Here is a 23,368-nt window from a genome sequence, read left to right as displayed (position 1 = left end):
ATTTTTTTGGTCACCTTGCCATAGAAATGTAAAGCGTTTTCATTTATAATATAACTATCAAAAATAAAAGGAGTTCACCTTCCATGGTAGAATTAAATCTTAAAAATATTTACAAAAAATATCCAAACAGCGAACACTACTCAGTTGAAGACTTCAACTTGGACATCAAAGACAAGGAATTTATCGTTTTTGTAGGTCCTTCAGGATGTGGTAAATCAACAACTCTTCGTATGATTGCTGGTCTTGAAGACATCACTGAAGGTACTGCATCTATCGATGGTGTGGTTGTCAATGACGTGGCTCCAAAAGACCGTGACATCGCCATGGTATTCCAAAACTACGCTCTTTACCCACACATGACTGTTTATGACAACATGGCTTTCGGTTTGAAATTGCGTAAATACAGCAAAGAAGACATCGACAAACGTGTACAAGAAGCTGCTGGGATTCTTGGTTTGAAAGAATTCTTGGATCGTAAACCAGCTGACCTTTCAGGTGGTCAACGTCAACGTGTTGCCATGGGGCGTGCCATCGTTCGTGATGCAAAAGTATTCTTGATGGACGAACCTTTGTCAAACTTGGATGCCAAACTTCGTGTATCTATGCGTGCTGAAATTGCGAAAATCCACCGTCGTATCGGTGCTACAACTATCTACGTAACTCACGATCAAACAGAAGCGATGACACTTGCTGACCGTATCGTTATCATGTCAGCAACTAAAAACCCTGCTGGTACAGGTACTATCGGACGTGTTGAACAAATCGGAACTCCTCAAGAAGTTTACAAAAACCCAGTTAACAAATTCGTAGCAGGATTCATCGGAAGCCCAGCTATGAACTTCATCAATGTGAAATTGGTTGGTAGCGAAATTGTTTCTGACGGTTTCCGCTTGAAAGTTCCAGAAGGTGCTTTGAAAGTTCTTCGTGAAAAAGGTTACGAAGGAAAAGAGTTGATCTTCGGTATCCGTCCAGAAGACGTGAATGCAGAACCTGCTTTCCTTGAAACATTCCCAGAATCAGTTGTAAAAGCAACTATCTCTGTATCAGAATTGCTTGGTTCAGAATCTCACCTTTACTGCCAAGTTGGTAAAGACGAATTTGTTGCTAAAGTGGATGCTCGTGACTACTTGCAAACAGGTGCAACAGTTGAACTTGGATTTGACTTGAACAAAGCACACTTCTTTGACGTAGAAACTGAGAAAACAGTTTACTAAGATAAATAAAATAACAAAGCACTGCAGAGTCTCTCTTGCAGTGCTTTTTCTTTTAAATGCTTAGTCTAGGCATGAAAACAGGCTTTTCTAGTTTTAATATTCTTAAAAAAGTGATAAAATGGTAGGAAGAATTGGAGAGAATAAATGCCGAAAGAAGTGAATTTGACGGGCGATGAGGTTGTCGCTTTAACGCAAAAATATTTATCGAAAGAAGATGTTGCTTTTGTACATAAAGCCTTGGTTTACGCAGTTGAATGCCATAGCGGTCAATATCGTAAATCTGGCGAGCCCTATATTATTCATCCCATTCAGGTGGCAGGGATTTTAGCCAAGCTCAAGCTAGATGCCGTGACAGTTGCCTGTGGTTTTTTGCATGACGTGGTTGAAGATACGGATGCGACACTGGATGATTTAGAGCAAGAGTTTGGTCATGATGTTCGCATTATTGTTGATGGGGTGACTAAGCTTGGTAAGGTCGAGTACAAATCAATCGAGGAGCAATTAGCGGAAAATCACCGTAAGATGCTCATGGCCATGTCTGAGGATATCCGTGTTATCTTGGTCAAACTATCTGACCGCTTGCATAATATGAGAACGCTTAACCACCTACGAAAAGACAAGCAAGAACGTATCTCCAGAGAAACCATGGAAATTTACGCACCACTTGCTCATCGTCTGGGGATTTCCAGCGTCAAGTGGGAGTTAGAAGACTTGTCCTTCCGATATCTCAATCCAACTGAGTTTTACAAGATTACTCACATGATGAAGGAAAAACGCAGAGAGCGTGAGGCTTTGGTCGATGAAGTAGTAACCAAGTTGGAGGAGTACACTTCCGAACGCAATCTAAAAGGGAAAATCTATGGCCGTCCCAAGCATATCTATTCAATCTATCGCAAGATGCAGGATAAGAAGAAACGCTTCGAGGAAATCTATGACCTGATTGCCATTCGTTGTATTTTAGAGACTCATAGTGATGTCTATGCCATGCTTGGCTATGTGCATGAGCTTTGGAAACCAATGCCTGGGCGTTTTAAAGATTATATCGCTAACCGTAAGGCCAATGGTTACCAGTCTATCCATACGACTGTCTATGGACCAAAAGGACCGATTGAATTCCAGATTCGTACTAAGGAAATGCACGAAGTTGCTGAGTACGGGGTTGCTGCTCACTGGGCTTATAAAAAAGGAATCAAAGGTCAGGTCAACAGCAAAGAATCAGCTATCGGGATGAACTGGATCAAGGAAATGATTGAGTTGCAAGACCAGGCTGACGATGCCAAGGAATTTGTCGAGTCTGTTAAGGAAGAGTATCTGGCGGAGGAGATTTACGTCTTTACTCCAGATGGTGCAGTTCGCTCCCTTCCAAAAGATTCAGGCCCGATTGACTTTGCCTATGAAATTCATACCAAAGTCGGTGAAAAAGCAACTGGTGCTAAGGTCAATGGCCGTATGGTTCCTCTGACAACCAAGCTCAAAACTGGGGATCAGGTTGAAATTATCACCAACCCCAACTCGTTTGGCCCGAGTCGTGACTGGCTCAACATGGTTAAGACCAGCAAGGCACGCAACAAGATTCGTCAGTTCTTTAAAAACCAAGACAAGGAATTATCCGTCAACAAGGGCCGCGAACTGCTGATTAATCAGCTCCAAGAGAATGGCTATGTGGCTAATAAGTATATGGACAAGCGGCACATGGACCAAGTTCTTCAAAAGACCAGCTACAAGACAGAAGACTCCCTCTTTGCTGCTATTGGTTTTGGAGAAATCAGTGCTACTACCGTCTTTAACCGTCTGACTGAAAAGGAACGCCGTGAAGAGGAACGTGCCAAAGCTAGGGCAGAGGCTGATGAGTTAGTTAAGGGTGGCGAGGTTAAGGTTGAGAATAAGGAGAAGCTCAAGGTCAAGCATGAGGGCGGTGTGGTCATTGAAGGCGCCTCAGGTCTCCTAGTTCGGATTGCTAAGTGTTGTAATCCAGTGCCGGGTGACAACATTGTCGGCTACATTACCAAGGGGCGTGGTGTGGCCATTCACCGTGTGGACTGTATGAACCTTCGCGCCCAAGAAAACTACGAACAACGTCTCCTGGATGTGGAATGGGAAGATCAATTCTCAAGCAAGGAATATATTGCCCACATCGATATCTACGGCCTCAACCGTACAGGTCTCTTAAATGATGTTCTGCAAGTTCTTTCCAACACAGCTAAGAATATCTCAACCGTTAACGCCCAACCAACCAAGGATATGAAATTTGCTAATATCCATGTGTCCTTTGGAATCTCAAATCTCTCAACTCTAACGACAGTAGTTGATAAGATTAAAAGTGTGCCAGAGGTCTACTCTGTTAAACGGACCAACGGCTAATTGTCCTAGCTCTTACTAGAAAGGCTATTATGAAAATCATTATTCAACGGGTTAGAAAAGCCCAAGTGAGTATCGAAGGTCAGGTTCAGGGGAAAATCAATCAGGGGCTCTTATTACTGGTCGGTGTTGGCCCAGGGGACCAAGAGGAGGATCTGGATTATGCTGTGAGAAAACTGGTCAACATGCGGATCTTTTCAGATGCAGAAGGCAAGATGAACCTATCTGTTAAGGATACTGAAGGGGAAATCCTTTCTATTTCTCAGTTTACCCTCTTTGCAGATACTAAGAAGGGCAATCGTCCAGCTTTTACAGGAGCAGCTAAGCCGGATATGGCAGCTGACTTCTATGAGGCTTTCAACCAAAAGCTAGCTCAGGAAGTGCCTGTTCAGACAGGCATCTTTGGAGCGGATATGCAGGTGGAGCTGGTCAATGACGGACCAGTCACCATCATTCTTGATACTAAAAATAGATAAGAAAACCAAGCCCAGTCGGCTTGGTTTTTGCTTATAAACACTTCCAGAAAGAAATGTGTTTGTCGTAAAAGTCTGGATAGTTTTCTCTTAGGTAGTTAGCCGTCAGATAATAAAAAGTAGAATGGCAAGAAGTGACGATTGGCATAAGAGAGGAAAATCGCTGAGAACTGGTGAAGACTAAAAGGATCAATAACAGAAGATCAACTGAGAGAATCCCTAAGTAGTAGAGGCGATTTTTTTTACTAATCTGAGGATAAATCTCAGCGAATTGATTTTTGAGTCGGTTGACTAAGCGAAATAGCAGTAATCCCTGAGCAAGGATGAAAATAAAGCCAGAGAGTAGCATCCACTCTACAGAGGGATCGGTTTTGGAGATAAAAATTGCTAATAGTAGCAAATCACTGAGTGCAATGGTTGCAAAATGGATTCTAAAGAGCTTTTTCATAAGATGACCTCCCTCTTTTCTCTAACCTCATTCTACACCAAAAGAATGGGACTTACAACTAAAATAATAAAAAATCCCTGAAAGAAGTTTCTTTCAGGAATAAGGGGTTAGTTGATTTTTTCAACATAGAGTTGTTTGGCGATATCGATACCAACTTGGAGGTCTTCATCCTTGTTGACCAGTGTAAAAGTATTGGAAAAATTATCAAACTGTTTGACTTGGAGTTGGTCACCGATATGAATTTCATGCTTTTCTAAGTATTTGAGTAGATCAAAGCTATCATGAACCCGAGTCAGGAGATAGTTACCGGCTTCTTTGGTATCTGCTAGAGGTAGGTCGTTAATTTCGACCAAGAGCTCTCCCTTGGCTGGGATGGTTCCTCCGTGGGGGCAGGTTTTAGGAAAGCCCAGTAGTTTATCCAGTCTCTCTACGAAGAGGTCGGATACAGTGTGCTCTAGGACCTCAGCTTCCTCATGGATTTGATCGCTGGTATAGTCGAGATGGTGAACTAGAAAGACTTCAATCAACCGATGCTTGCGATAGAGCTCAGAGACCAGTTCGAGGCCGATATTTGTCAATAGATAGCCGTTCTCCTTGTCCTTGAGAATGAGATTTTCACTTTTCATGCGTTTGATCATCTCTGTTACGGCAGGTGGAGAGACCTGCATACGGGCAGCAATTTCTTTATTGGTGATTTTTTGCATTTCCGTACCGATTTCATAAATACATTTTAGGTAGTCTTCTTTATTTGGCGTCATTCGTTCCCTCTTGTCTTTTCTCTCCATCTAGTATATCAAAAAAAGCTAGATTTCTCTAGCCTTCTGCCGTAATGGCCTTGATTTTAGTCCAGTTCTTTCACTGCAGCAATAGCAGCTTCAAAGTCTGGTTCCGTGTTGATGTTGTCAACGTATTCCACATAACGGATGACATTGTCAGTATCGAGAACAAAGACAGCACGTGCAAGGAGATGCCATTCGTTGATCAAGAGGGCATAGTCACGTCCAAAAGAATGATCAAAGTAGTCTGATAGCATGATGGCATTGTCAAGACCTTCAGCCCCGCACCAGCGTCCTTGGGCAAATGGTAGGTCCATAGAAACGGTAAGAACGACGGTGTTGTCAAGGTTGGCAAGTTCTTGGTTGAATCGACGTGTTTGCGTTGAGCAGATACCAGTATCGATAGATGGGACAACGCTCAAAACCTTTTTCTTTCCTTCAAAGTCGGCAAGACTTTTTTTAGAGAGATCGGTTGTAGTGAGGGAAAAGTCGAGTGCCTTGTCTCCGACTTGCAGTTGTTTACCTGTAAAAGTTACAGGATTTCCGAGAAAAGTGGTCATGAAACTACTCCATTCTTTTTTCTTTTATTTTACCGAGAATTGTCAGATTTTTCCAATGATTTGACCGGAAAGTGTAAAAAAACGCCAATTCCGTGAGAACGACGTTTTTTAATGGATTATTTTGACAAACCTTCAGCAATCTTGTCAAGGTTGTATTTCATCATGCTGTAGTAGCTGTCGCCTTCTTTACCTTCTTCAGCGATTGAGTCAGTAAAGATTTGTGCGTAGATTGGGATATTTGTGTCTTGTGAAACAGTCTTCATTGGACGGTCATCGACACTTGATTCAACAAAGAGTGATGGAACTTTTGTTTGGCGAAGTTTTTCAACCAAGGTCTTGATTTGTTCAGGTGTTCCTTCTTCTTCCGTGTTGATTTCCCAGATGTAGGCACTTGGGACTCCGTAAGCTTTAGAGAAGTATTTGAAGCATCCTTCGCTGGTTACGATGAGTTTCTTCTCAGCAGGGATATTGTTAAATTTCTCTTTGGCTTCCTTGTCTAGTTTGTCTAGTTTTTCAGTATAGTCTTTGAGATTTTTTTCGTAGAATTCCTTGTTGCTAGGATCCTTAGCGATGAGCTGTTTAGCGATATTTTTAGCATAAATCATCCCATTTTCAAGGTTGAGCCAAGCGTGTGGGTCTTCTTTACCTTTTTCGTTTTGACCTTCAAGGTAGATGATGTCTACGCCGTCACTAACTGCAAAGTAGTCTTTGTTTTCAGTTTTCTTGGCATTTTCAACCAATTTGGTAAACCAAGCATTGCCACCAGTTTCAAGATTGATTCCGTTATAGAAAATCAAATCAGCTTGAGAAGTTTTCTTAACGTCTTCAGGAAGTGGTTCGTATTCGTGTGGGTCTTGACCAACAGGAACGATACTGTGAAGGTCGATCTTGTCACCAGCGATATTCTTGGTAATATCAGCGATGATTGAGTTTGTAGCAACAACTTTTAGTTTTTGACCAGAAGCAGCATCTTTTTTTCCGCTAGCACATGCGACAAGTGCAATGACGGAAAGAAAGAGTACAAGCAATGTACCTAATTTTTTCATTAGATTCCTCCAGAAGGGTTTCCCCGTTATTTAATGATTTTTTTGTTTTTCAGTTTCAAGTATCGTTGCTTAGGAGAGATAAAGAAACTGATTAAAAAGAAGCTGGCGGATGTGAGCACGATGCTGGATCCTGCTGCGAGATTGAAGCTGTAGCCGATAAAGAGTCCCAAGACAGAAGCGGTTGCCCCTAGGGTTGATGAAAGAAAAATCATGCTCTTTAGGCTATTAGCATAAAGGTAAGCCGTCGCAGCTGGGGTAATCAACATGGCCACGATAAGAATAGTTCCAACACTTTGCATGGCGGTGACTGACACAAGGGTCAAGAGCACCATGAGCAGATAGTGGTAGAAATTGACGGGCATTCCCATGGCTTTAGCCAAAAGCTCGTCAAAGGATGTAATCAATAGTTGTTTAAAGAAAATCCCGATAATCAAAAGAATCAATGCCCCCACACCAATGGTGATCCACATGTCCGTATCTTGGACAGCAAGGATATTCCCAAAAAGGATATGGAAGAGGTCTGTCGAACTCTTGGCAACACTAATCAAGATGACACCTAAGGCTAAGAAAGATGAAAAGGTAATACCAATGGCAGTGTCACTCTTGATGATAGAGTTTCCCTTGATGTAGGTAATGATGATGGAAGCCATCAAACCAAAGATGATCGCTCCAATAAAGAAATCAATTCCCAGGATAAAGGAAAGGGCTACGCCAGGCAAAACTGCGTGAGAGATGGCATCTCCCATGAGAGACATTCCACGCAGGATGATAAAACATCCCACAGCTCCAGCAACGACTCCAATGACAATAGCTGTGATCAAGGCGTTTTGTAGGAAATGGAAATTTTGCAATCCATTGATAAATTCTGCTATCATAGGTCACCTCCATTGAAAAAGAGTTTGCTACCGTAGGCCTTTTTGAGATTGGCCTCGGTAAAGGTTTCTTTAGTTGGACCAATAGCTACCAATTCTCGATTGAGAAGCAGAACTTGGTCGAAATAATGGGGGACTTTACTGAGGTCATGATGAACGATAAGAACTGTTTTACCAGCTTTTTTAAGGTCTCTCAGCGTATTCATGATAATCTCTTCACTAACCGAGTCAATCCCGACAAAAGGCTCATCTAAAAAGATGTAGTCAGCTTCCTGCACTAAGCAACGGGCAATCAACACACGTTGAAATTGTCCTCCTGAGAGCTGGCTGATTTGGCGGTCAGCATAGTCTGAGAGTCCAACGATTTCAAGTGCATCTGCCACTTTTTTCCAGTGGTTTGCCTTTAAGGTGTGAAAGAGTGGGATGGATGGATAGAGTCCCAGAGAGACGCATTCCTTGACCTTGATAGGGAAATTGTAGTCGATATGGATTTTTTGCTCGACATAGGCAACTCGATGTAAAGATTTCTTGAATTCTTTGTCATCGAGAAAGGCCTGACCTTCGTGTGGGATAATTCCCAACATACTTTTTAATAAAGTTGATTTTCCAGCACCGTTTGGACCAATAATTCCGGTAATAGTTGGTCCTTGGAGCACTAGTGAAATATCCTTTAGTGCCAACGTTTCTTTGTAGGAGACACTGAGGTTTTCAATACGTATCATACAGTTGTTTTCCTCCTGTATTTTAATATACCTTAAAAAAAAATTAAGTCAAGTTAATTTTTGAAAAATTTAAAATAATAACTGAAAAATGAAGAAAAAAGAGAAACCATTTTTAATTGCATTCCCAAGTGTTTTTTGCTAAGCTAAGAATAAGTGAAAAAATGAAAGCGAGAACAAGATGACACGTTATCAAGACGATTTTTATGATGCAATCAATGGCGAATGGGAAAAAACAGCTGTCATTCCAGCTGACAAATCTCGAACTGGTGGTTTTATTGACCTTGACGAGGAAATTGAAGAGTTGATGCTGGCGACTACGGACAAGTGGTTGGCAGGTGAAGAAGTCCCAGAGGATACTATCCTCGCAAATTTTGTTAAGTACCATCGTATGGTACGTGATTTTGACAAGAGAGAAGCAGATGGAATCAAGCCTGTCCTTCCTCTACTTAAGGAATACCAAAATTTGGAGAGTTTCGCAGATTTTACCAGCAAACTGGCAGAGTTTGAACTAGCAGGCAAGCCAGACTTCCTTCCATTTGGTGTATCACCAGACTTTATGGATGCCAGAACCAATGTTCTCTGGGCCAGTGCACCAGGGACGATTTTGCCAGATACAACCTACTACGCTGAAGACCATCCTCAGCGTGAGGAACTCTTGACGCTTTGGAAGGAAAGTACTACAAATCTTCTCAAAGCTTACGATTTCTCAGACGAGGAAATCGAAGACTTACTAGAGAAGAGATTGGAATTGGACCGTCGTATCGCAGCAGTGGTTCTTTCAAACGAAGAAAGTTCAGAATATGCCAAACTCTACCATCCATATGCCTATGAAGATTTCAAAAAATTCGCCCCTGCCCTACCTTTGGATGATTTCTTCCAAGCAGTTCTTGGACAAACGCCAGATAAGGTTATCGTAGACGAGGAACGTTTCTGGCAAGCAGCAGATCAATTCTATAGTGAAGAAGCATGGCCTTTGCTTAAGGCGACTTTGATTTTGGGCGTAGTCAATCTTTCAACCAGCTATCTCACAGACGAGATTCGTGTTTTGTCAGGTGCCTATGGACGTGCCCTTTCAGGTGTTCCAGAAGCTCAGGACAAGGTCAAGGCAGCTTATCATTTAGCCCAAGGTCCTTTCAAGCAAGCTCTCGGTCTCTGGTATGCGCATGAAAAATTCTCCCCAGAAGCTAAGGCAGACGTAGAGAAAAAAGTGGCGACCATGATTGATGTCTATAAGGAACGCTTGGCTAAGAACGACTGGCTCACTCCTGAAACGCGTGACAAGGCCATTGTCAAACTCAATGTCATCAAGCCTTATATCGGTTATCCAGAGGAATTGCCAGAACGCTACAAGGACAAAGTAGTGGACGAAACTGCCAGTCTCTTTGAGAATGCCCTAGCCTTTGCGCGTGTGGAAATCAAGCACAGCTGGAGCAAGTGGAACCAACCTGTAGACTACAAGGAGTGGGGAATGCCAGCTCACATGGTTAATGCCTACTATAATCCTCAGAAGAACTTGATTGTCTTTCCAGCGGCTATTTTGCAGGCGCCTTTCTATGACTTGCATCAGTCGTCCTCAGCCAACTACGGTGGAATTGGTGCGGTTATTGCCCACGAGATTTCTCATGCCTTTGATACAAATGGCGCTTCCTTTGATGAAAATGGTAGCCTCAAGGATTGGTGGACAGAAAGCGACTATGCTGCCTTTAAAGAAAAAACACAAAAGGTCATTGACCAGTTTGATGGCCAAGAATCTTACGGCGCAAGGATCAACGGGAAACTAACCGTATCAGAAAACGTTGCGGACTTGGGAGGGATTGCTGCAGCTCTTGAAGCTGCCAAGAGAGAACCAGACTTCTCTGCTGAAGAATTCTTCCACAACTTTGCTCGTATCTGGCGTATGAAAGGCCGTCCTGAGTTGATGAAACTCATGGCCAGTGTCGATGTGCACGCGCCTGCCAAACTCCGAGTCAATGTCCAAGTACCAAACTTCGATGACTTCTTTACAACTTATGATGTCAAAGAAGGCGACGGTATGTGGCGTTCACCAGAGGACCGTATGATTATTTGGTAAAACAAAAACCAAGGATAGCATCCTTGGTTTTTTGCTTGCTAGAAAAAGGGATTAAAGGTCTTTTCGTGAGCGATAGTCGTAGCTGGACCATGGCCGGGATAGACGTCGTAGTTAGGAAGAGTGAAGAGTTGAGTCTGAATGCTATGGAGGAGTTGTTCCATGCTACCAGTAGGGAGGTCGGTCCGTCCGATGGTTTCGCGGAAAAGAGCATCTCCAGTCAAGACTAGATGGGCATCAGGAAAGACCAAGGAAACACCACCGATAGAGTGTCCAGGAGTAGGAAGTACAGTAAAGCGGAACTCTTCGATCTGGTATTCTTCATGAAAGACATAGGTGTGTTCAGCAGGTTTTGTGACCACATCTTCCATGTCATCATGTCGAGGGAGACCAGAGAGATTATCTACAGGTGTATAAAGCCAAGATGCTTCACTCTCTGCTACATAAACTGGAGGATTTCCAAAAGTCTCACGCACCAAGTCGAGACTCATAATATGGTCGTAGTGGGTGTGGGTCAGCAGAATCGCGCAGACTGGTTTGTCGATTTTTTCGATAGTCTTGCGGATAGCTTCCCAATGGCTACCAGGGTCAACCACAATCAGGTGATGGTCTCCCTCTATGTAGTAGGTGTTTTCATAGGCAACAGGATTGACAGTTTTATGGATTTTCATAGGATTTCCTCTCTCAAAGAATGTACTGATATCAGTATAACACAGAAGAGAAGGCTTAGGGTATCAGAAAGTATTTTTCTACCTTAACGATTTTTCCAAGCTTGGTAGCGGGTGTCGATCAAGAGTTGGGTTAAGCGTCCCATGGTTTCTCTTTCTTCAGGAGTGAGGGATTGAGCTTGGATAAAGAGATGGTGAATGTGTTCAATGACCTTGAAGGAAGAAAGGTCATTGATAGAAGAGATGCCTGCATCGAGAATGATTCCAAAAAAGAGGTCGAAGTAGAGTTGCAGTTCCTCGTCAGGAACTGTTTCAACCCATTCCTTGAAGGTAGTATCGACTTGCTGGCTGTCACTATTGGTCTCGTCCAGTTGGACAAAGTGTTTGTCTTCAACTTGCCAACTAAAGGTGTCATGCTGGGCGATACCACCTAGGGCAGTGCTTCGAACGACGATTTTTTTATCAGGAATTTCCAGCATCATCCCGATGATAGACCCTTGTGGGACAAATACTTTCGTTCTTTCCATCATGTTTTGATAGCCAGCTGTTTCGGTTAGTTCCTTGTGAAGCCCAGGCGCATCAAAAGTATAGACAGCGACAATGTTTTTTTGTAAAAGGGAATCAAGGTGACTGGCAGCATAGACGGCTAGATTGCCCCCTTTTGAGTGTCCTGCCAGAATAACTTTTTGGTTAGGATGTTGAGCAAAAAAGTCCTGTAAATACTGAAGGGCGTGTTTTTGAGCTGGGATTTCCGTCATATAGGTCATATGGAAATCTTCTTTCCAACCAATGATACTATCATCCGTCCCACGAAAAACAAGCACATAGGTATCGAGACTGATACGATAAGTCATGGCTGCAAACTGTTTTTGCAATTCAGGGTCAATATCATTGATAAAATCTGAGAGCTTGCAATTTTTAAAACGTTTGTGTTGAGCGAGTTGATCCAATAACTGGAGGCGGTTTTTGCTAATCAACATCGTCGTTTCTCTAGGGATTTGAGGTGCAAGATCTATGAGGCGCTGGGGTTCTTGGGTGACTACACCATCAAAAGTAAGGTAGGTTAATTCGGTCAAGGCAAGAACATCTAACTCGTTCACGGGGAGGTCATAAAAGGAATCGTATGCTACATCATTCAAGTAGTCAAAAATATTGGCCATAAAAGCTCCTTTCTCTATGTTTATCCTATCACATTTACCTAGAATTAGCTAGTGGGCTTGTTCGAATGACCTAGTAGGGTTTGATTGAAATACATAGAAGATAGATTGCTCCTATTTCAAACCTCTAAACGAGCTTACTTGTATGTTTTTGCTATCAATCCCATTTTCCTTTAAAAAATTCTTCATCTCATTTACATCATCAGGCTGACCTGTGATGAGATAGCTGGCTTGATTGCCGTATTCATCAATAGCACGTTTTAAAAATGCTTGACTTTGAGAAAGTTCATTGCTAGTTTTATAAGTAAAATTCGATGTTTTCTGAGCTAGTTCCTTCATTTCTTTATCAAAAATAGTCACTCCTTTGTCAAAATGATTGAGTACAATCGGGCATTTACCAGCCCATTCTTTGATAAGGGGGCGTAGAGCAGAAATGCCGACATCAGATGCAAAGCAAACTAGTGGCTGATTCATATCTTTAATGGTTAAAGAGGAATCCAACCAACTCATCTCAATCTCACTGCCAGCCGGTAAATGTGTCAAAGTTTCCTTAAAGTGGCTACCACTATTATGAGTTAAAATGAGGATTTCATCTTCATCAGGTGTGGAGGCAATGGTTAGCCATCGGCTGGTTTGCTCTCCCTTAGCTTCGTTTTTATTAGTAGTAGAAGAAGTATCAGGGAGTGTAAACTTGGCATAAGCCCCAGCTTTCCAGATTTGATGACTTGGTTTTGTGATATGAATTAAATACAGATCTCCGCTGGGGTTTTCGATGGATTTTATCGATAATGTCTGGCTTCGTCCAAGGTAGGCGATGGCACCCCAAGTTATAAGGCCTAAGACTCCAAGTGTTGATAGAATGATAATAAACATTTTTTTACCTCTTTTCATTTTTTATGACTCCTGTTCTCAATTTTATGAATGAACTAAAAACAAATTCATTCATATTTTTCCAAAAAATAAAGAAATCCATTCTTTATTTTAGAACTCCTTTAATGAAGTTGGTTGCAAGTATTTCAACAGTTTTGCCAATATCAGGAAAATCTTTTTCCGTGATATGCATATCCATATAGTAAAACAGATTATAAACTTGTAAAATATCTTGAATCTTTTCTGGCGAGTACCCTTCAACCTGCATACGATTTGTAAAAGTTTTAACTAAAAACTGATGAAATGGATTTGCGACTTTGCCTTCCTCCGAGGAATAGTAGCTGTGCAACTCATCTGCGATGGCAGGATTGTACCATTCTGCAAGGATTTTATTGGAAGAAACGAGTGTTCTGGACTGAGCAAAGAGTTGACCAATGAGGTCGGTCATGTCAATTTCCCAATCCAGTTCTTCGATCATAGCTTGGCGAACACGGTTGTTTTCATCTATATAGATGTCTAGAAAAATGGCTTCTTTACTTTCGTAATAGTTATAAAAAGAACCAACTGCCACCCCAGCTTGCCTAGCAATTTTTGAAATTCCTGTCGCCTTGTAACCTTTTTTCGAAAAAACTTCATAGGCCGCTGCCTTTAAAGCTTGTTTTTTGTCCAATCTGATTTAACCCCCTTTATTTAATGAATGAATAAATTAATTTATTCATTCACATTCTAACAAATCATGGCTAGCTTGTCAATAAGAAGGCCAGATCTATTAAATAAGTGAAAGAAGCGCTAACTAAATGAATACAAAAAGGAAAATGTAGGATAAGGCTGGAACTATACCTAAAAATAAGGTATGATATCAATGGGATGATTCTCTATTTAGCGTCCGTTTACTAATCTGAATTTGAAAAATAGGTAGCTAGACAATTGAGGTACTAATCCAGAGAATTTTTTTAAGGGTTTTGATATTTTGAGAAATAACAAAGGAGGAGCTAATGCACAAAATTTTGCTAGTAGAGGATGACCAAGTCATTCGGCAACAAATTGGGAAACTGCTTTCAGAGTGGGGCTTTGAGGTTGTGTTGGTAGAAGATTTTATGGAAGTATTGGGCTTATTTGCCCAGTCGGAACCTCATTTGGTCCTCATGGATATTGGCCTGCCTCTTTTTAATGGCTATCACTGGTGCCAGGAGATTCGCAAGATTTCCAAGGTACCGATCATGTTTCTGTCTTCGAGAGATCAGGCTATGGATATCGTCATGGCGATCAATATGGGAGCGGATGACTTTGTAACCAAGCCTTTTGACCAGCAGGTCCTCCTTGCCAAGGTTCAGGGCTTATTGCGCCGTTCCTATGAGTTTGGGCGGGATGAAAGTTTGCTAGAGTATGCAGGTGTCATTCTCAATACCAAGTCTATGGACCTGCACTATCAGGGTGAAGTTCTGAGTTTGACCAAGAATGAATTTCAAATTTTGCGAGTTTTGTTTGAACATGCGGGCAATATCGTGGCGCGTGATGATCTGATGCGGGAACTCTGGAACAGCGACTTTTTCATTGACGACAATACCCTATCTGTCAATGTTGCTCGTTTGCGTAAAAAGTTGGAGGAACAAGGCTTGGCAGGCTTTATCGAAACCAAGAAAGGGATAGGATACGGACTGAAACATGCTTGATTGGAAACCATTTTTTTTAGCCTATCTGCGCTCTCGTAGTCGCATCTTTATCTATATTTTTTCATTGGGTTTTCTTGTCCTACTCTTTCAGTTTCTGTTTGCTAGTCTAGGATCTTATTTTCTTTATTTTTTGCTGCTCAGTAGTTTTTTGACCTTTTTATTTTTGGCTTGGGATATGTTTGCAGAAGCTCAGGTTTACCGACAGGCAGTTCTCTATGCTGAGAGAAATCCCAAGTCTCCTCTGGAATGTGCGCTGGCTGAGAAACTCGAAGAGCAAGAGTCTGAATTGTATCAAAAGAAGTCGGAAGCCCAAAGCAAGCTGACAGATTTGCTTGATTACTATACCTTATGGGTTCACCAGATTAAGACGCCCATTGCGGCGAGCCGTCTCTTAGTAGCAGAAGTCTCTGATCGGGAGGTCAAACAGCAGCTGGAACAGGAAATTTTCAAGATTGACTCCTATACCAACCTGGTTTTACAGTACTTGCGTTTAGAGAGTTTTCACGATGACTTGGTATTTGAAAAGGTTCAAGTGGAGGACTTGGTCAAGGAGATGGTTCGTAAATACGCTCTTTTCTTTATCCAGAAGGGGCTGACAGTTAATCTGCATGACTTAGACAAAACCATCGTGACCGATAAGAAATGGTTGTTAGTCGTCATTGAACAAATTCTTTCAAACAGCCTCAAATACACCAAGGAAGGTGGGTTAGAGATTTATATGGAAGGCCAGGAGCTCTGTATCAAGGATACAGGAATCGGGATAAAAAATAGCGATGTCCTCCGAGTCTTTGAACGTGGCTTTTCAGGCTACAATGGCCGTCTGACCCAGCAGTCATCTGGACTGGGCCTCTACTTATCCAAGAAAATTTCTGAAGAACTGGGTCACCAGATTCGCATCGAGTCTGAGGTTGGGGCAGGAACAACAGTACGCATCAAGTTTTCCAATATGAATCTGATGATTGAGTGAGCATAGTTGATGATAACCTTATCTATCTGTGGAATTTTTGTTCTAGTCTATATCTCTATTTTCATGATAACGTCTAGAAGTTACCGTAAGATTGTCCAGATGTAAAAAATGTTACACTAGGAAACGACTAGAATATAGTCAAAAAATAAAAGAGGCAAAAATGAAAGAAAGTTATTTTGACGGAGGAATCCTAGATTATATTGGATACTCTATCTTAGTAGCCATAATTTTCGGGCTTACCTTGGGGATTGCAACACCTTGGGCGGTTTGCATGATGCAAAATTGAAAATCAAACACACGGTAGTAGATGGTCAACGTCTATACTTTGACGGGACTGGAACACAACTATTCGGCAACTGGATCAAAGGGTTTCTTCTAACCATCATCACGTTTGGGATCTATGGCTTCTGGTTGAAAATAAAAATGGAGCAATGGATTGTCAAACACACTCATCATGTTTAAACATTAAAACGGCATCTTCTTTCAGAGGAGATACCGTTTTTTCTTTTTCAGATAAGGAAACAAAAATTTCTTCCTTTCTCTATCTGTTCAATTGGTAGATTTCTTCAGAGAAAGACTGTAAAATTTTTGATATAATGTTAAGGATAGACTGACGGATGCTTAAAGGATAATTTTCAAAAAAATAACAGGTGAGAAGAAAAATATGTAAGATTGAAAAGAAGTCTCTCTGCCATCATCCAAGCAGAAACAAGAGTATATGAAATAAAAGGAGTAACCAATGACCAGAAATTATTCAACACGTGAATACCGTGAGAAATTATATGATGATATTCATGTTCGATTAAGAGATACAGTGATTTTGATGTGTGCGATTTTTATTGCCTCTATAGGTTTAAATATGAATTCAACAGCTGTCATTATTGGAGCCATGCTGATTTCCCCTCTTATGACATCGATTGTTGGACTCGGATTTGGTTTAGCTATTTTTGATACGCGTTTAATCAAGCAATCTCTAGAGGTTTTGTTTACTCAAGTATTGGTCAGCTTGCTTGTCTCGACTCTGTATTTCTGGATTTCTCCCTTATCTTATGCAAGTAGCGAGTTGATTGCACGAACCTCTCCAACCATTTGGGATGTTCTCATTGCTATTGCTGGTGGGATAGCAGGTGTAATTGGATCAAGGAAAAAAGAAGCAAACAATATCGTGCCAGGAGTAGCCATTGCAACAGCTCTGATGCCCCCTATCTGTACTGCAGGCTATGGTTTAGCTAACGGAAATGTACGATTTTTATTTGGGGCTCTCTATCTTTTCTTGATCAACTGTATCTTTATCATGCTAGCCAACATTGTTGGAACAAGAATTTTGATGAGAAAATCTCCCTTAAGTTCATTTAAAAAGCTAAACATTAAAATGAAAATTGGCTTGATATCCTTGATTGTATTATTGGTTCTTCCAGCCAGTTATTCAGCAGTCACTCTGACGATAGATCAAGCGCGAAAAGAAGGAATCAAACAGTTTGTAGCAAAAGAGTTCGCCAATCACACGGTCATTAATCAAGTCTACAAGTCAAGAAACAATGAATTGGTCTTAACGGTTGTTGGAGATCCGATTTCAGACGAAGAATTAGAAACGCTCCATCAAAAACAAGCCTCTTACGGTATTCAATCTGTTCAATTAAAAGTCAATCAAGTCCATAATTCGACAAAATTAGATAGTGAGATGACCAAGGAATTTTATGAAAACATTAACAAGTATATCGATCAAAAACTCTCTGAAAAGGATTCGCAAAAAGATCTCGTAAAAGAAAATGAAGCAGATAAGGATTGAGGATATTGATCTTATCTAACTCATGAAAGCAAATTTTGTGTGGTGGTTTGACCAATCACTACTGGCTCAGATTAAATAAAATATAAAAAGCAACAGCTGTTTCAGTTGTTGCTTTTTCTGGCTCTGAAAAATGTTTCTCAGACTGTGATTGTTTTATTTCTCAACCCGTGATTTGTTGGCGATATCAGTTAGAATAGCTTGAACAAAGTCATCAACTGGGACAGTTTGTGTTTCTTTTTGTCCGTAGCGACGAACGTTGACCGTTCCGTCTTCCATTTCCTTGTCACCAACGATCAATTGGTAAGGAATTTTGCTGGTTTGTGAAGCACGGATCTTGAACTGCATTTTTTCATTGCGCTCATCCACATCAGCACGGACACCGCGGTCACGGAGTTTCTTAGCCACTTCCCAAGCGTAGTCCACGTGTTTTTCGTTCGATACTGGGATGAGGGTCACTTGGTGTGGTGCAAGCCATGTTGGGAAGGCACCCTTGTAGTTCTCGATCAAGATAGCTGTGAAGCGTTCCATGGTTGAAATAACACCACGGTGGATCATGACTGGACGGTGTTCCTCACCATCAGCTCCGATGTATTTAAGGTCGAAACGTTCTGGAAGCAAGAAGTCAAGCTGAATAGTAGAAAGGGTTTCTTCTTTTCCAAGGGCAGTCTTAACTTGGATATCCAATTTTGGTCCGTAGAAGGCTGCTTCACCTTCAGCTTCAAAGTAGTCAACACCCATTTCATCAAGGGCCGCACGAAGCATAGTTTGGGCATTTTCCCACATCTCATCGTTATCAAAGTACTTATGAGTATCTTGAGGGTCACGAAGAGAGAGACGGAAGCGGTATTCAGTCAAGTTGAAGTCTTCATAAACATCGATAATCAACTGAAGGGCACGTTGGAATTCTTCTTGGATTTGTTCTGGAGTGACAAAGAGGTGCCCGTCGTTAAGAGACATTTCACGTACACGTTGAAGACCAGTCAAGGAACCTGATTTCTCATAGCGGTGCATCATTCCGATTTCAGCGATACGGATTGGCAATTCACGGTAGGAGTGAACATGGTGTTTGTAGACCTGGATGTGGTGTGGACAGTTCATTGGACGAAGAACAAATTCTTCCCCGTCACCCATGTCCATAGTCGGGAACATATCTTCTTGGTAATGGTCCCAGTGACCAGAAGTCTTATAAAGCTCTACAGAAGCCAAAGGCGGAGTGTAGACGTGTTGGTAACCAGAAGCCAACTCTTTGTCAACGATGTAGCGCTCCAATTCACGACGGATCGTCGCACCGTTTGGCAACCAAAATGGCAAACCTTGTCCCACTTCTTGTGAAATCATGAAGAGGTCCAGTTCTTTACCGAGTTTACGGTGATCACGTTCTTTAGCTTCTTCACGCATTTGAAGGTAGTTTTTCAAGTCTTTCTTGTCAAACCAAGCTGTCCCGTAGATACGTTGCATCATAGCATTGTCGCTATTTCCACGCCAGTAAGCACCTGCTACATGGAGAAGGTGGAAGATTTGGATACGACCTGTCGATGGAACGTGCGGGCCACGGCAGAGGTCCACGTATTCACCCTGACGGTAGATGGTCAAACCACCCTCGTCTTCAGAGTGCTCTTCAATCAATTCCAACTTGTAAGGGTCGTTTTTGAAGATTTCACGGGCTTCATCTTTAGTCACTTCTTCACGAATAGATGGGAAGTTTTCTTTAACGATCTTTTGCATTTCTTCTTCGATACGAGGAAGGTCTTCGTTGGAGATTTGACCAGCTGTGTTGTCTGTATCGTAGTAGAAGCCATCTTCGATAGCTGGACCGACTCCCAAGTGAATATCAGGGAAAAGGCGACGTGCTGCTTGGGCAAACAAGTGAGCGGCTGAGTGGCGCAAGATTGGAAGGGCGTCTTCGTGATCAGGTGTCACGATTTCGATGCTACCATCCTCGGTGATAGCACGAGTCGTGTCGATGAGCTTGCCGTTGAATTTACCAGCCAAGGCTTTTTTAGCTAGGGAATTGCTGATGCTTTGCGCAATTTCGAAAGTTGTCACGCCAGATTCGAATTCACGAACAGCGCCATCTGGGAAAGTAATCTTAATCATGGTTTTCTCCTTAAATATTTATTCTTTTTTTGTTGGACAATTTTAAGAGCCGAGCAACTTCTTCCGCAGTCTGATTCTCTGATTGACTACCATCTGTTACGAGACTAGAATAACCTAATTTCATCGCTTCCTTACGCACCATTTGAGCAAAAAGAATGTCTCGTTGCATCCAGTTTTCAAAAGCTTTCTCAGGATTGGTAGTACCCTCTAAGACATAAGGAACCCATTCTCTCTGTTTATAGTACTTTTTCTGAAAATCAGCTGTCGGAGTCAAGCATAGATAGGAAGACGCTAGACATTCAAGCTCCGTTACCAAGTGAGGCAAAAGTCCTGCTCCCTCCACCAAGAGAGGTCTGTTTTGATTTTTTATCAAGTAAGATTTTACATAAGGAAAAATCTCTTCATAAAAGCGCCATTCTTCATCTGCCATCTCTTCTGGATTTCTCATCCAGATTTGTTCTGGATTTCTATCCTGCCTAAGAAGGCAAATTGGCTGTGAGTCTGCACTTGCTTGACTCATCATCTCTTCTACCAAATCATCCAGTTTGATATGAAGTAGTTGATACTGTCTAGCAAGAAGTGAGGCAATTGTTGATTTTCCGCTACAAGGCGATCCGCCAATCATATAAAGCATCATTCTTCCTCCTTCTGACAAAATAAAAACGACATCCTAAAAGGACGTCGCAACGTGGTTCCACCTTCATTTATGTTCCTCAAAAAAGAGGGACACCTCTGATTGGCTCTAACGTGGCCACCGTTTTATGTTTTCATAAAAGTCAGTAGAGTAGTATCAGTTTAGGCTCTCTATGCGTTTCCAGCAACCACGCACTCTCTAGTAGAAAGGGACTAAGTGACTTGTCTCTATGCATTATTATAGCATGATTGCGAGAATTTTCAAGGATTTTGTGAAAGTTTTTTGTTTTTTCCTTGCCGGAGCATATATTTAATACCTGAACCTGAAGCCATACCAAGTAGGGCAAAGAGTTCATAAGCTAGGAAATAAACGAGAATGAATTCATTGAAAGTGATGATGGTAAAGTAATAGAGAAGAGCAATACCGAGCAGCCACCACAGTGAGAAGTGGAAACGGTAGCTATAAAGAAGAGACACGATGAAGGTTGCCAAAGGTGAAAAGAGGATGATGTTATAAATGTAGAGCCCTTTCAGCGTATAAGGGTCAGAAATCAGCAGTAAAAGCAACTCATAGAGGGGCCAGTAAAAGAAGAAAATGACAAGGTAGTATGGGATATACTTAAGATATTTCCGCATGGCAATAGTCCTCCAATCTGCAAAAATAGAGAGATGTTGAAGACCACATGATCCTAAATGAAGGGGAGCTCTCTACCTATATTATAGCACGATTTGGAAGCTCTTACAAGTTAATCTGGTAAGCAGTGATAGTGATTTTTTGGAGTGTTTTCTGCTATAATACTAACAAAAGAAGTAAGAGGAAATGAGGAGAAAGAATGACTAAAATAGCAGTTCTTTCAGACGTACATGGGAATACGACAGCCTTGGAAGCTGTACTGGCTGATGCAAGAGCAGCAAAGGTGGATGAGTACTGGCTTTTGGGAGATGTTCTTATGCCGGGAACAGGACGTAGAAGGATTTTGAACCTCTTGGCTGATTTGCCCATCACAGTAAGAGTACTGGGTAATTGGGAGGATAGTCTCTGGCGAGGCCTGCATCGTAAGCTAGATTTAACAAAAGCTAGTCATCGCTATCTCCTGCGCCAATGCCAGTATATCTTAGAGGAAATTTCTCCAGAAGAAATAGAAGAGCTCCACAATCAACCCATGCAAATTCATCGTCAGTTTGGGGATTTGACGGTAGGAATTACTCACCACCTCCCTGATAAAAATTGGGGAAGAGAGTTGATTCATATGGGAAAACAGGAAGATTTTGATAGATTAGTGACGAATCCACACGCCTCCATCGCAGTATATGGCCATATTCACCAACAGTTGCTTCGTTATGGAAGTGACGGACAGTTGATTCTTAATCCAGGATCCATTGGGCAACCCTTCTTTTTAGATGCGTGGTTGCGTAAGGATCTACGTGCCCAGTATATGATCTTAGAGTTTGATGAAGTAGGTTTGGCTGATGTTGATTTTCGTCGAGTGGATTATGATGTGGAAGCCGAATTGCAGCTGGCTAGGGATTTGAAGCTCCCCTATTTCCAAATCTACTATGAAAGTCTGGTAAACGGAATTCATCACACGCACAACCAAGAGCTTCTACATGAAATTGCCCAAGAGCAGGGACATGATGTTGAGTTGGATGAATGGTTGGGGAGTGGTAATGATTGACATTACAACGTAAAAGGGTATAATGGATATCAGATAGGATGTGAAAGGAGAAGAAGATGCAAATTTCAAGTCGATTTACCATTGCAACTCATATGCTGATTATCATTGCCCTAGAGGGACAAAAAAGTAAGGTGACAAGTGATTTTTTGGCAGGAAGTGTCGGGGTCAACCCAGTCATCATTAGAAAGACCTTGTCTCAGTTGAAGAAAGCTGAGTTGATTTCGGTTGCGCGTGGGACAGGCGGTGCAGAGATTGCCAAGGACTTGCAACAAATCACACTTCTGGATGTTTATCAGGCAGTGGAGTGTCTGGGGAAAAAGGGTGAACTGTTTAGTTTTCACGAGAATCCAAATCCCAATTGCCCCATCGGTGCCAACATCCATAGTGTGCTAGATAAAAAGTTGATTGAAGTCCAGCAAGCAATGGAAAACCAACTTCGTCAGACAAGCCTGGCTCAGGTTGTGGCAGATGCTGAGGCGAAAATGCCTAAGTAAGAGGATTTTATTCCTCTTTTTTGTTTAGTAGCTACCTTCTAATAATTGAATAAAAATATGGAAAACGATATGTAATGGTTGACATTACAACAAAATATGATATACTTTTTATTGTAACCAATAAATTTACAACAAAATGGAGGAAAGAAAATGAAAATTGCAGTAGTAGCAGCAAATGGTGCAGCGGGTCAATTGATTGTTAAAGAAGCTTTGGAACGTGGTCATGAAGTGACAGCAATTGTCCGCTCTGAGAATAAGAGTCAAGCAGAGAAAGTCCTTGTAAAAGATTTATTTGATTTGACTAAGGAAGATGTGGCGGATTTTGATGTTCTTGTCTCAGCTTTTGGAGCCTTTACTCCTGAAACACTGCCTTTACATAGCAAATCAGTTGAACACTTTAATGACTTGCTTGCAGGCAGTGATACGCGTTTAGTGATTGTGGGAGGAGCAGGTAGCCTGTATGTAGATGAAACTAAAACCATGCGTCTTTTGGACACACCAGATTTTCCTGATGAGTTCAAACCGCTTGCTAGTGCCCAGGCAGATGAATTGGATTTGATTCGTCAGAAAAACAATTTGAAATGGACCTTTGTGAGTCCCGCAGCGGATTTTGACCCAGAAGCGCCAAAAACTGGAAACTATGTGCTAGCTGGCGAAATCTTTACTGTTAATGACAAGGGAGATAGTTTTATCAGTTATTCTGATTACGCCGTAGCAATGCTAGACATTATTGAATCAGGAGAGTATGAGCAAGAACGCATTTCTGTTCGAGGAAAATAGAAAAAGAATGATGAGAGAAACATGAGC

General features: G+C 41.7%; 23 protein-coding genes and 2 pseudogenes. 12 read left to right on the top strand and 13 right to left on the bottom strand.

What is annotated here, in order from left to right; genetic code table 11:
- Window positions 1-83: 83 nt before the first annotated feature.
- The 3 genes from SORDD05_RS04890 (at window position 84) to dtd (ending at window position 4,048) form a co-directional block, all read left to right on the top strand.
- A complete protein-coding gene (locus tag SORDD05_RS04890) occupies window positions 84-1,214 on the top strand; it encodes an ABC transporter ATP-binding protein (RefSeq protein WP_007517751.1) in 1,131 nt (376 codons plus the stop codon).
- A 144-nt stretch (window positions 1,215-1,358) separates the two neighbouring features.
- Window positions 1,359-3,575, top strand: coding sequence for a RelA/SpoT family protein (locus tag SORDD05_RS04885; RefSeq protein ID WP_061417424.1), 2,217 nt, complete (start codon window positions 1,359-1,361; stop codon window positions 3,573-3,575).
- A gap of 29 nt (window positions 3,576-3,604) precedes the next feature.
- A complete protein-coding gene (gene dtd, locus SORDD05_RS04880) occupies window positions 3,605-4,048 on the top strand; it encodes a D-aminoacyl-tRNA deacylase (RefSeq protein ID WP_061417422.1) in 444 nt (147 codons plus the stop codon).
- 31 nt (window positions 4,049-4,079) lie between these two features.
- Here dtd and SORDD05_RS04875 read toward each other — a convergent pair whose 3' ends face one another.
- The 6 genes from SORDD05_RS04875 to SORDD05_RS04850 form a co-directional block, all read right to left on the bottom strand.
- Window positions 4,080-4,493: a hypothetical protein gene (locus tag SORDD05_RS04875; protein WP_061417420.1), complete on the bottom strand. Its 414-nt coding sequence runs from the start codon at window positions 4,491-4,493 to the stop codon at window positions 4,080-4,082.
- Between the two features lie 107 nt (window positions 4,494-4,600).
- Entirely contained in the window at window positions 4,601-5,251 is a 651-nt protein-coding gene (locus SORDD05_RS04870; protein ID WP_061417418.1) for a metal-dependent transcriptional regulator, read from the bottom strand.
- A gap of 83 nt (window positions 5,252-5,334) precedes the next feature.
- Complete coding sequence (gene tpx, locus SORDD05_RS04865) at window positions 5,335-5,829, bottom strand: thiol peroxidase (RefSeq protein ID WP_061417416.1); 495 nt, start codon at window positions 5,827-5,829, stop codon at window positions 5,335-5,337.
- A 116-nt stretch (window positions 5,830-5,945) separates the two neighbouring features.
- Window positions 5,946-6,875: a metal ABC transporter substrate-binding protein gene (locus SORDD05_RS04860; protein WP_061417414.1), complete on the bottom strand. Its 930-nt coding sequence runs from the start codon at window positions 6,873-6,875 to the stop codon at window positions 5,946-5,948.
- Window positions 6,876-6,901: 26 nt separating this feature from the next.
- Window positions 6,902-7,750 carry a metal ABC transporter permease gene (locus tag SORDD05_RS04855; protein ID WP_000559799.1) on the bottom strand — a complete coding sequence of 283 codons (849 nt, stop codon included), beginning with the start codon at window positions 7,748-7,750 and terminating at the stop codon, window positions 6,902-6,904.
- A complete protein-coding gene (locus SORDD05_RS04850; protein WP_061417412.1) occupies window positions 7,747-8,469 on the bottom strand; it encodes a metal ABC transporter ATP-binding protein in 723 nt (240 codons plus the stop codon). Before SORDD05_RS04850 ends, SORDD05_RS04855 begins: the two co-directional genes overlap by 4 nt.
- Before the next feature lie 178 nt (window positions 8,470-8,647).
- On the opposite strand from SORDD05_RS04850, the gene SORDD05_RS04845 reads away from it, so the two are divergent.
- The gene (locus tag SORDD05_RS04845; RefSeq protein ID WP_061417410.1) at window positions 8,648-10,540 is read left to right on the top strand and encodes a M13 family metallopeptidase; all 1,893 of its coding nucleotides are present in this window, start codon (window positions 8,648-8,650) and stop codon (window positions 10,538-10,540) included.
- A 38-nt stretch (window positions 10,541-10,578) separates the two neighbouring features.
- Here SORDD05_RS04845 and SORDD05_RS04840 read toward each other — a convergent pair whose 3' ends face one another.
- The 4 genes from SORDD05_RS04840 to SORDD05_RS04825 form a co-directional block, all read right to left on the bottom strand.
- The gene (locus SORDD05_RS04840) at window positions 10,579-11,208 is read right to left on the bottom strand and encodes an MBL fold metallo-hydrolase (protein WP_000690826.1); all 630 of its coding nucleotides are present in this window, start codon (window positions 11,206-11,208) and stop codon (window positions 10,579-10,581) included.
- 83 nt (window positions 11,209-11,291) lie between these two features.
- The gene (locus SORDD05_RS04835; protein ID WP_061417408.1) at window positions 11,292-12,365 is read right to left on the bottom strand and encodes a DUF2974 domain-containing protein; all 1,074 of its coding nucleotides are present in this window, start codon (window positions 12,363-12,365) and stop codon (window positions 11,292-11,294) included.
- A 111-nt stretch (window positions 12,366-12,476) separates the two neighbouring features.
- Window positions 12,477-13,253: a ferredoxin reductase domain-containing protein gene (locus SORDD05_RS04830; RefSeq protein ID WP_061417406.1), complete on the bottom strand. Its 777-nt coding sequence runs from the start codon at window positions 13,251-13,253 to the stop codon at window positions 12,477-12,479.
- A gap of 85 nt (window positions 13,254-13,338) precedes the next feature.
- Window positions 13,339-13,908 carry a TetR/AcrR family transcriptional regulator gene (locus tag SORDD05_RS04825; RefSeq protein ID WP_155718836.1) on the bottom strand — a complete coding sequence of 190 codons (570 nt, stop codon included), beginning with the start codon at window positions 13,906-13,908 and terminating at the stop codon, window positions 13,339-13,341.
- Window positions 13,909-14,227: 319 nt separating this feature from the next.
- Between SORDD05_RS04825 and SORDD05_RS04820 the strand changes: the two genes are divergently transcribed.
- From SORDD05_RS04820 to SORDD05_RS04810, 5 genes and pseudogenes are all read left to right on the top strand, one after another.
- Complete coding sequence (locus tag SORDD05_RS04820; RefSeq protein ID WP_061417402.1) at window positions 14,228-14,905, top strand: response regulator transcription factor; 678 nt, start codon at window positions 14,228-14,230, stop codon at window positions 14,903-14,905.
- Complete coding sequence (locus SORDD05_RS04815) at window positions 14,898-15,872, top strand: sensor histidine kinase (protein ID WP_061417400.1); 975 nt, start codon at window positions 14,898-14,900, stop codon at window positions 15,870-15,872. Before SORDD05_RS04820 ends, SORDD05_RS04815 begins: the two co-directional genes overlap by 8 nt.
- A gap of 6 nt (window positions 15,873-15,878) precedes the next feature.
- Window positions 15,879-15,977 (top strand): annotated as a pseudogene (locus SORDD05_RS10395) (peptide ABC transporter); the annotation flags it as partial.
- A gap of 55 nt (window positions 15,978-16,032) precedes the next feature.
- A pseudogene (locus SORDD05_RS09815) lies at window positions 16,033-16,334 on the top strand (DUF898 family protein).
- A 277-nt stretch (window positions 16,335-16,611) separates the two neighbouring features.
- Window positions 16,612-17,661, top strand: a complete 1,050-nt coding sequence (locus SORDD05_RS04810) for a DUF389 domain-containing protein (protein WP_061417398.1) — start codon at window positions 16,612-16,614, stop codon at window positions 17,659-17,661.
- Between the two features lie 153 nt (window positions 17,662-17,814).
- Here the strand turns inward: SORDD05_RS04810 and thrS are convergent, their stop codons facing one another.
- From thrS to SORDD05_RS04795, 3 genes are all read right to left on the bottom strand, one after another.
- A complete protein-coding gene (gene thrS / locus SORDD05_RS04805) occupies window positions 17,815-19,758 on the bottom strand; it encodes a threonine--tRNA ligase (protein ID WP_061417396.1) in 1,944 nt (647 codons plus the stop codon).
- Between the two features lie 10 nt (window positions 19,759-19,768).
- Window positions 19,769-20,395: an adenylate kinase family protein gene (locus SORDD05_RS04800; protein WP_081102454.1), complete on the bottom strand. Its 627-nt coding sequence runs from the start codon at window positions 20,393-20,395 to the stop codon at window positions 19,769-19,771.
- Window positions 20,396-20,652: 257 nt separating this feature from the next.
- Entirely contained in the window at window positions 20,653-21,027 is a 375-nt protein-coding gene (locus tag SORDD05_RS04795) for a hypothetical protein (RefSeq protein ID WP_061417391.1), read from the bottom strand.
- A gap of 197 nt (window positions 21,028-21,224) precedes the next feature.
- Here SORDD05_RS04795 and SORDD05_RS04790 point away from each other — a divergent pair, with 197 nt between their 5' ends.
- From SORDD05_RS04790 to SORDD05_RS04780, 3 genes are all read left to right on the top strand, one after another.
- Window positions 21,225-22,067: a metallophosphoesterase family protein gene (locus SORDD05_RS04790; RefSeq protein ID WP_061417389.1), complete on the top strand. Its 843-nt coding sequence runs from the start codon at window positions 21,225-21,227 to the stop codon at window positions 22,065-22,067.
- A gap of 56 nt (window positions 22,068-22,123) precedes the next feature.
- Complete coding sequence (locus tag SORDD05_RS04785; protein WP_061417387.1) at window positions 22,124-22,561, top strand: Rrf2 family transcriptional regulator; 438 nt, start codon at window positions 22,124-22,126, stop codon at window positions 22,559-22,561.
- 150 nt (window positions 22,562-22,711) lie between these two features.
- Window positions 22,712-23,341 (top strand): NAD(P)-dependent oxidoreductase, encoded by a 630-nt coding sequence (locus SORDD05_RS04780; RefSeq protein WP_061417385.1) that lies wholly within the window; start codon window positions 22,712-22,714, stop codon window positions 23,339-23,341.
- Window positions 23,342-23,368: the final 27 nt, after the last annotated feature.

The sequence above is a fragment of the Streptococcus oralis genome (assembly GCF_001578705.1).
GTDB lineage: Bacteria > Bacillota > Bacilli > Lactobacillales > Streptococcaceae > Streptococcus > Streptococcus oralis_J.
The sequence above is the reverse complement of the archived record's forward strand: the minus strand, read 5'-3'. Positions and strand labels throughout refer to the sequence as shown.

What these genes read in the sequence shown, in the direction of transcription:
- SORDD05_RS04890 (WP_007517751.1), top strand. Translation starts at nt 84, where the DNA reads ATGGTAGAATTAAATCTTAAAAATATTTACAAAAAATATCCAAACAGC.
- SORDD05_RS04885 (WP_061417424.1), top strand. Translation starts at nt 1,359, where the DNA reads ATGCCGAAAGAAGTGAATTTGACGGGCGATGAGGTTGTCGCTTTAACG.
- dtd (WP_061417422.1), top strand. Translation starts at nt 3,605, where the DNA reads ATGAAAATCATTATTCAACGGGTTAGAAAAGCCCAAGTGAGTATCGAA.
- SORDD05_RS04875 (WP_061417420.1), bottom strand. Translation starts at nt 4,493, where the DNA reads ATGAAAAAGCTCTTTAGAATCCATTTTGCAACCATTGCACTCAGTGAT.
- SORDD05_RS04870 (WP_061417418.1), bottom strand. Translation starts at nt 5,251, where the DNA reads ATGACGCCAAATAAAGAAGACTACCTAAAATGTATTTATGAAATCGGT.
- tpx (WP_061417416.1), bottom strand. Translation starts at nt 5,829, where the DNA reads ATGACCACTTTTCTCGGAAATCCTGTAACTTTTACAGGTAAACAACTG.
- SORDD05_RS04860 (WP_061417414.1), bottom strand. Translation starts at nt 6,875, where the DNA reads ATGAAAAAATTAGGTACATTGCTTGTACTCTTTCTTTCCGTCATTGCA.
- SORDD05_RS04855 (WP_000559799.1), bottom strand. Translation starts at nt 7,750, where the DNA reads ATGATAGCAGAATTTATCAATGGATTGCAAAATTTCCATTTCCTACAA.
- SORDD05_RS04850 (WP_061417412.1), bottom strand. Translation starts at nt 8,469, where the DNA reads ATGATACGTATTGAAAACCTCAGTGTCTCCTACAAAGAAACGTTGGCA.
- SORDD05_RS04845 (WP_061417410.1), top strand. Translation starts at nt 8,648, where the DNA reads ATGACACGTTATCAAGACGATTTTTATGATGCAATCAATGGCGAATGG.
- SORDD05_RS04840 (WP_000690826.1), bottom strand. Translation starts at nt 11,208, where the DNA reads ATGAAAATCCATAAAACTGTCAATCCTGTTGCCTATGAAAACACCTAC.
- SORDD05_RS04835 (WP_061417408.1), bottom strand. Translation starts at nt 12,365, where the DNA reads ATGGCCAATATTTTTGACTACTTGAATGATGTAGCATACGATTCCTTT.
- SORDD05_RS04830 (WP_061417406.1), bottom strand. Translation starts at nt 13,253, where the DNA reads ATGAAAAGAGGTAAAAAAATGTTTATTATCATTCTATCAACACTTGGA.
- SORDD05_RS04820 (WP_061417402.1), top strand. Translation starts at nt 14,228, where the DNA reads ATGCACAAAATTTTGCTAGTAGAGGATGACCAAGTCATTCGGCAACAA.
- SORDD05_RS04815 (WP_061417400.1), top strand. Translation starts at nt 14,898, where the DNA reads ATGCTTGATTGGAAACCATTTTTTTTAGCCTATCTGCGCTCTCGTAGT.
- SORDD05_RS04810 (WP_061417398.1), top strand. Translation starts at nt 16,612, where the DNA reads ATGACCAGAAATTATTCAACACGTGAATACCGTGAGAAATTATATGAT.
- thrS (WP_061417396.1), bottom strand. Translation starts at nt 19,758, where the DNA reads ATGATTAAGATTACTTTCCCAGATGGCGCTGTTCGTGAATTCGAATCT.
- SORDD05_RS04800 (WP_081102454.1), bottom strand. Translation starts at nt 20,395, where the DNA reads ATGATGCTTTATATGATTGGCGGATCGCCTTGTAGCGGAAAATCAACA.
- SORDD05_RS04795 (WP_061417391.1), bottom strand. Translation starts at nt 21,027, where the DNA reads ATGCGGAAATATCTTAAGTATATCCCATACTACCTTGTCATTTTCTTC.
- SORDD05_RS04790 (WP_061417389.1), top strand. Translation starts at nt 21,225, where the DNA reads ATGACTAAAATAGCAGTTCTTTCAGACGTACATGGGAATACGACAGCC.
- SORDD05_RS04785 (WP_061417387.1), top strand. Translation starts at nt 22,124, where the DNA reads ATGCAAATTTCAAGTCGATTTACCATTGCAACTCATATGCTGATTATC.
- SORDD05_RS04780 (WP_061417385.1), top strand. Translation starts at nt 22,712, where the DNA reads ATGAAAATTGCAGTAGTAGCAGCAAATGGTGCAGCGGGTCAATTGATT.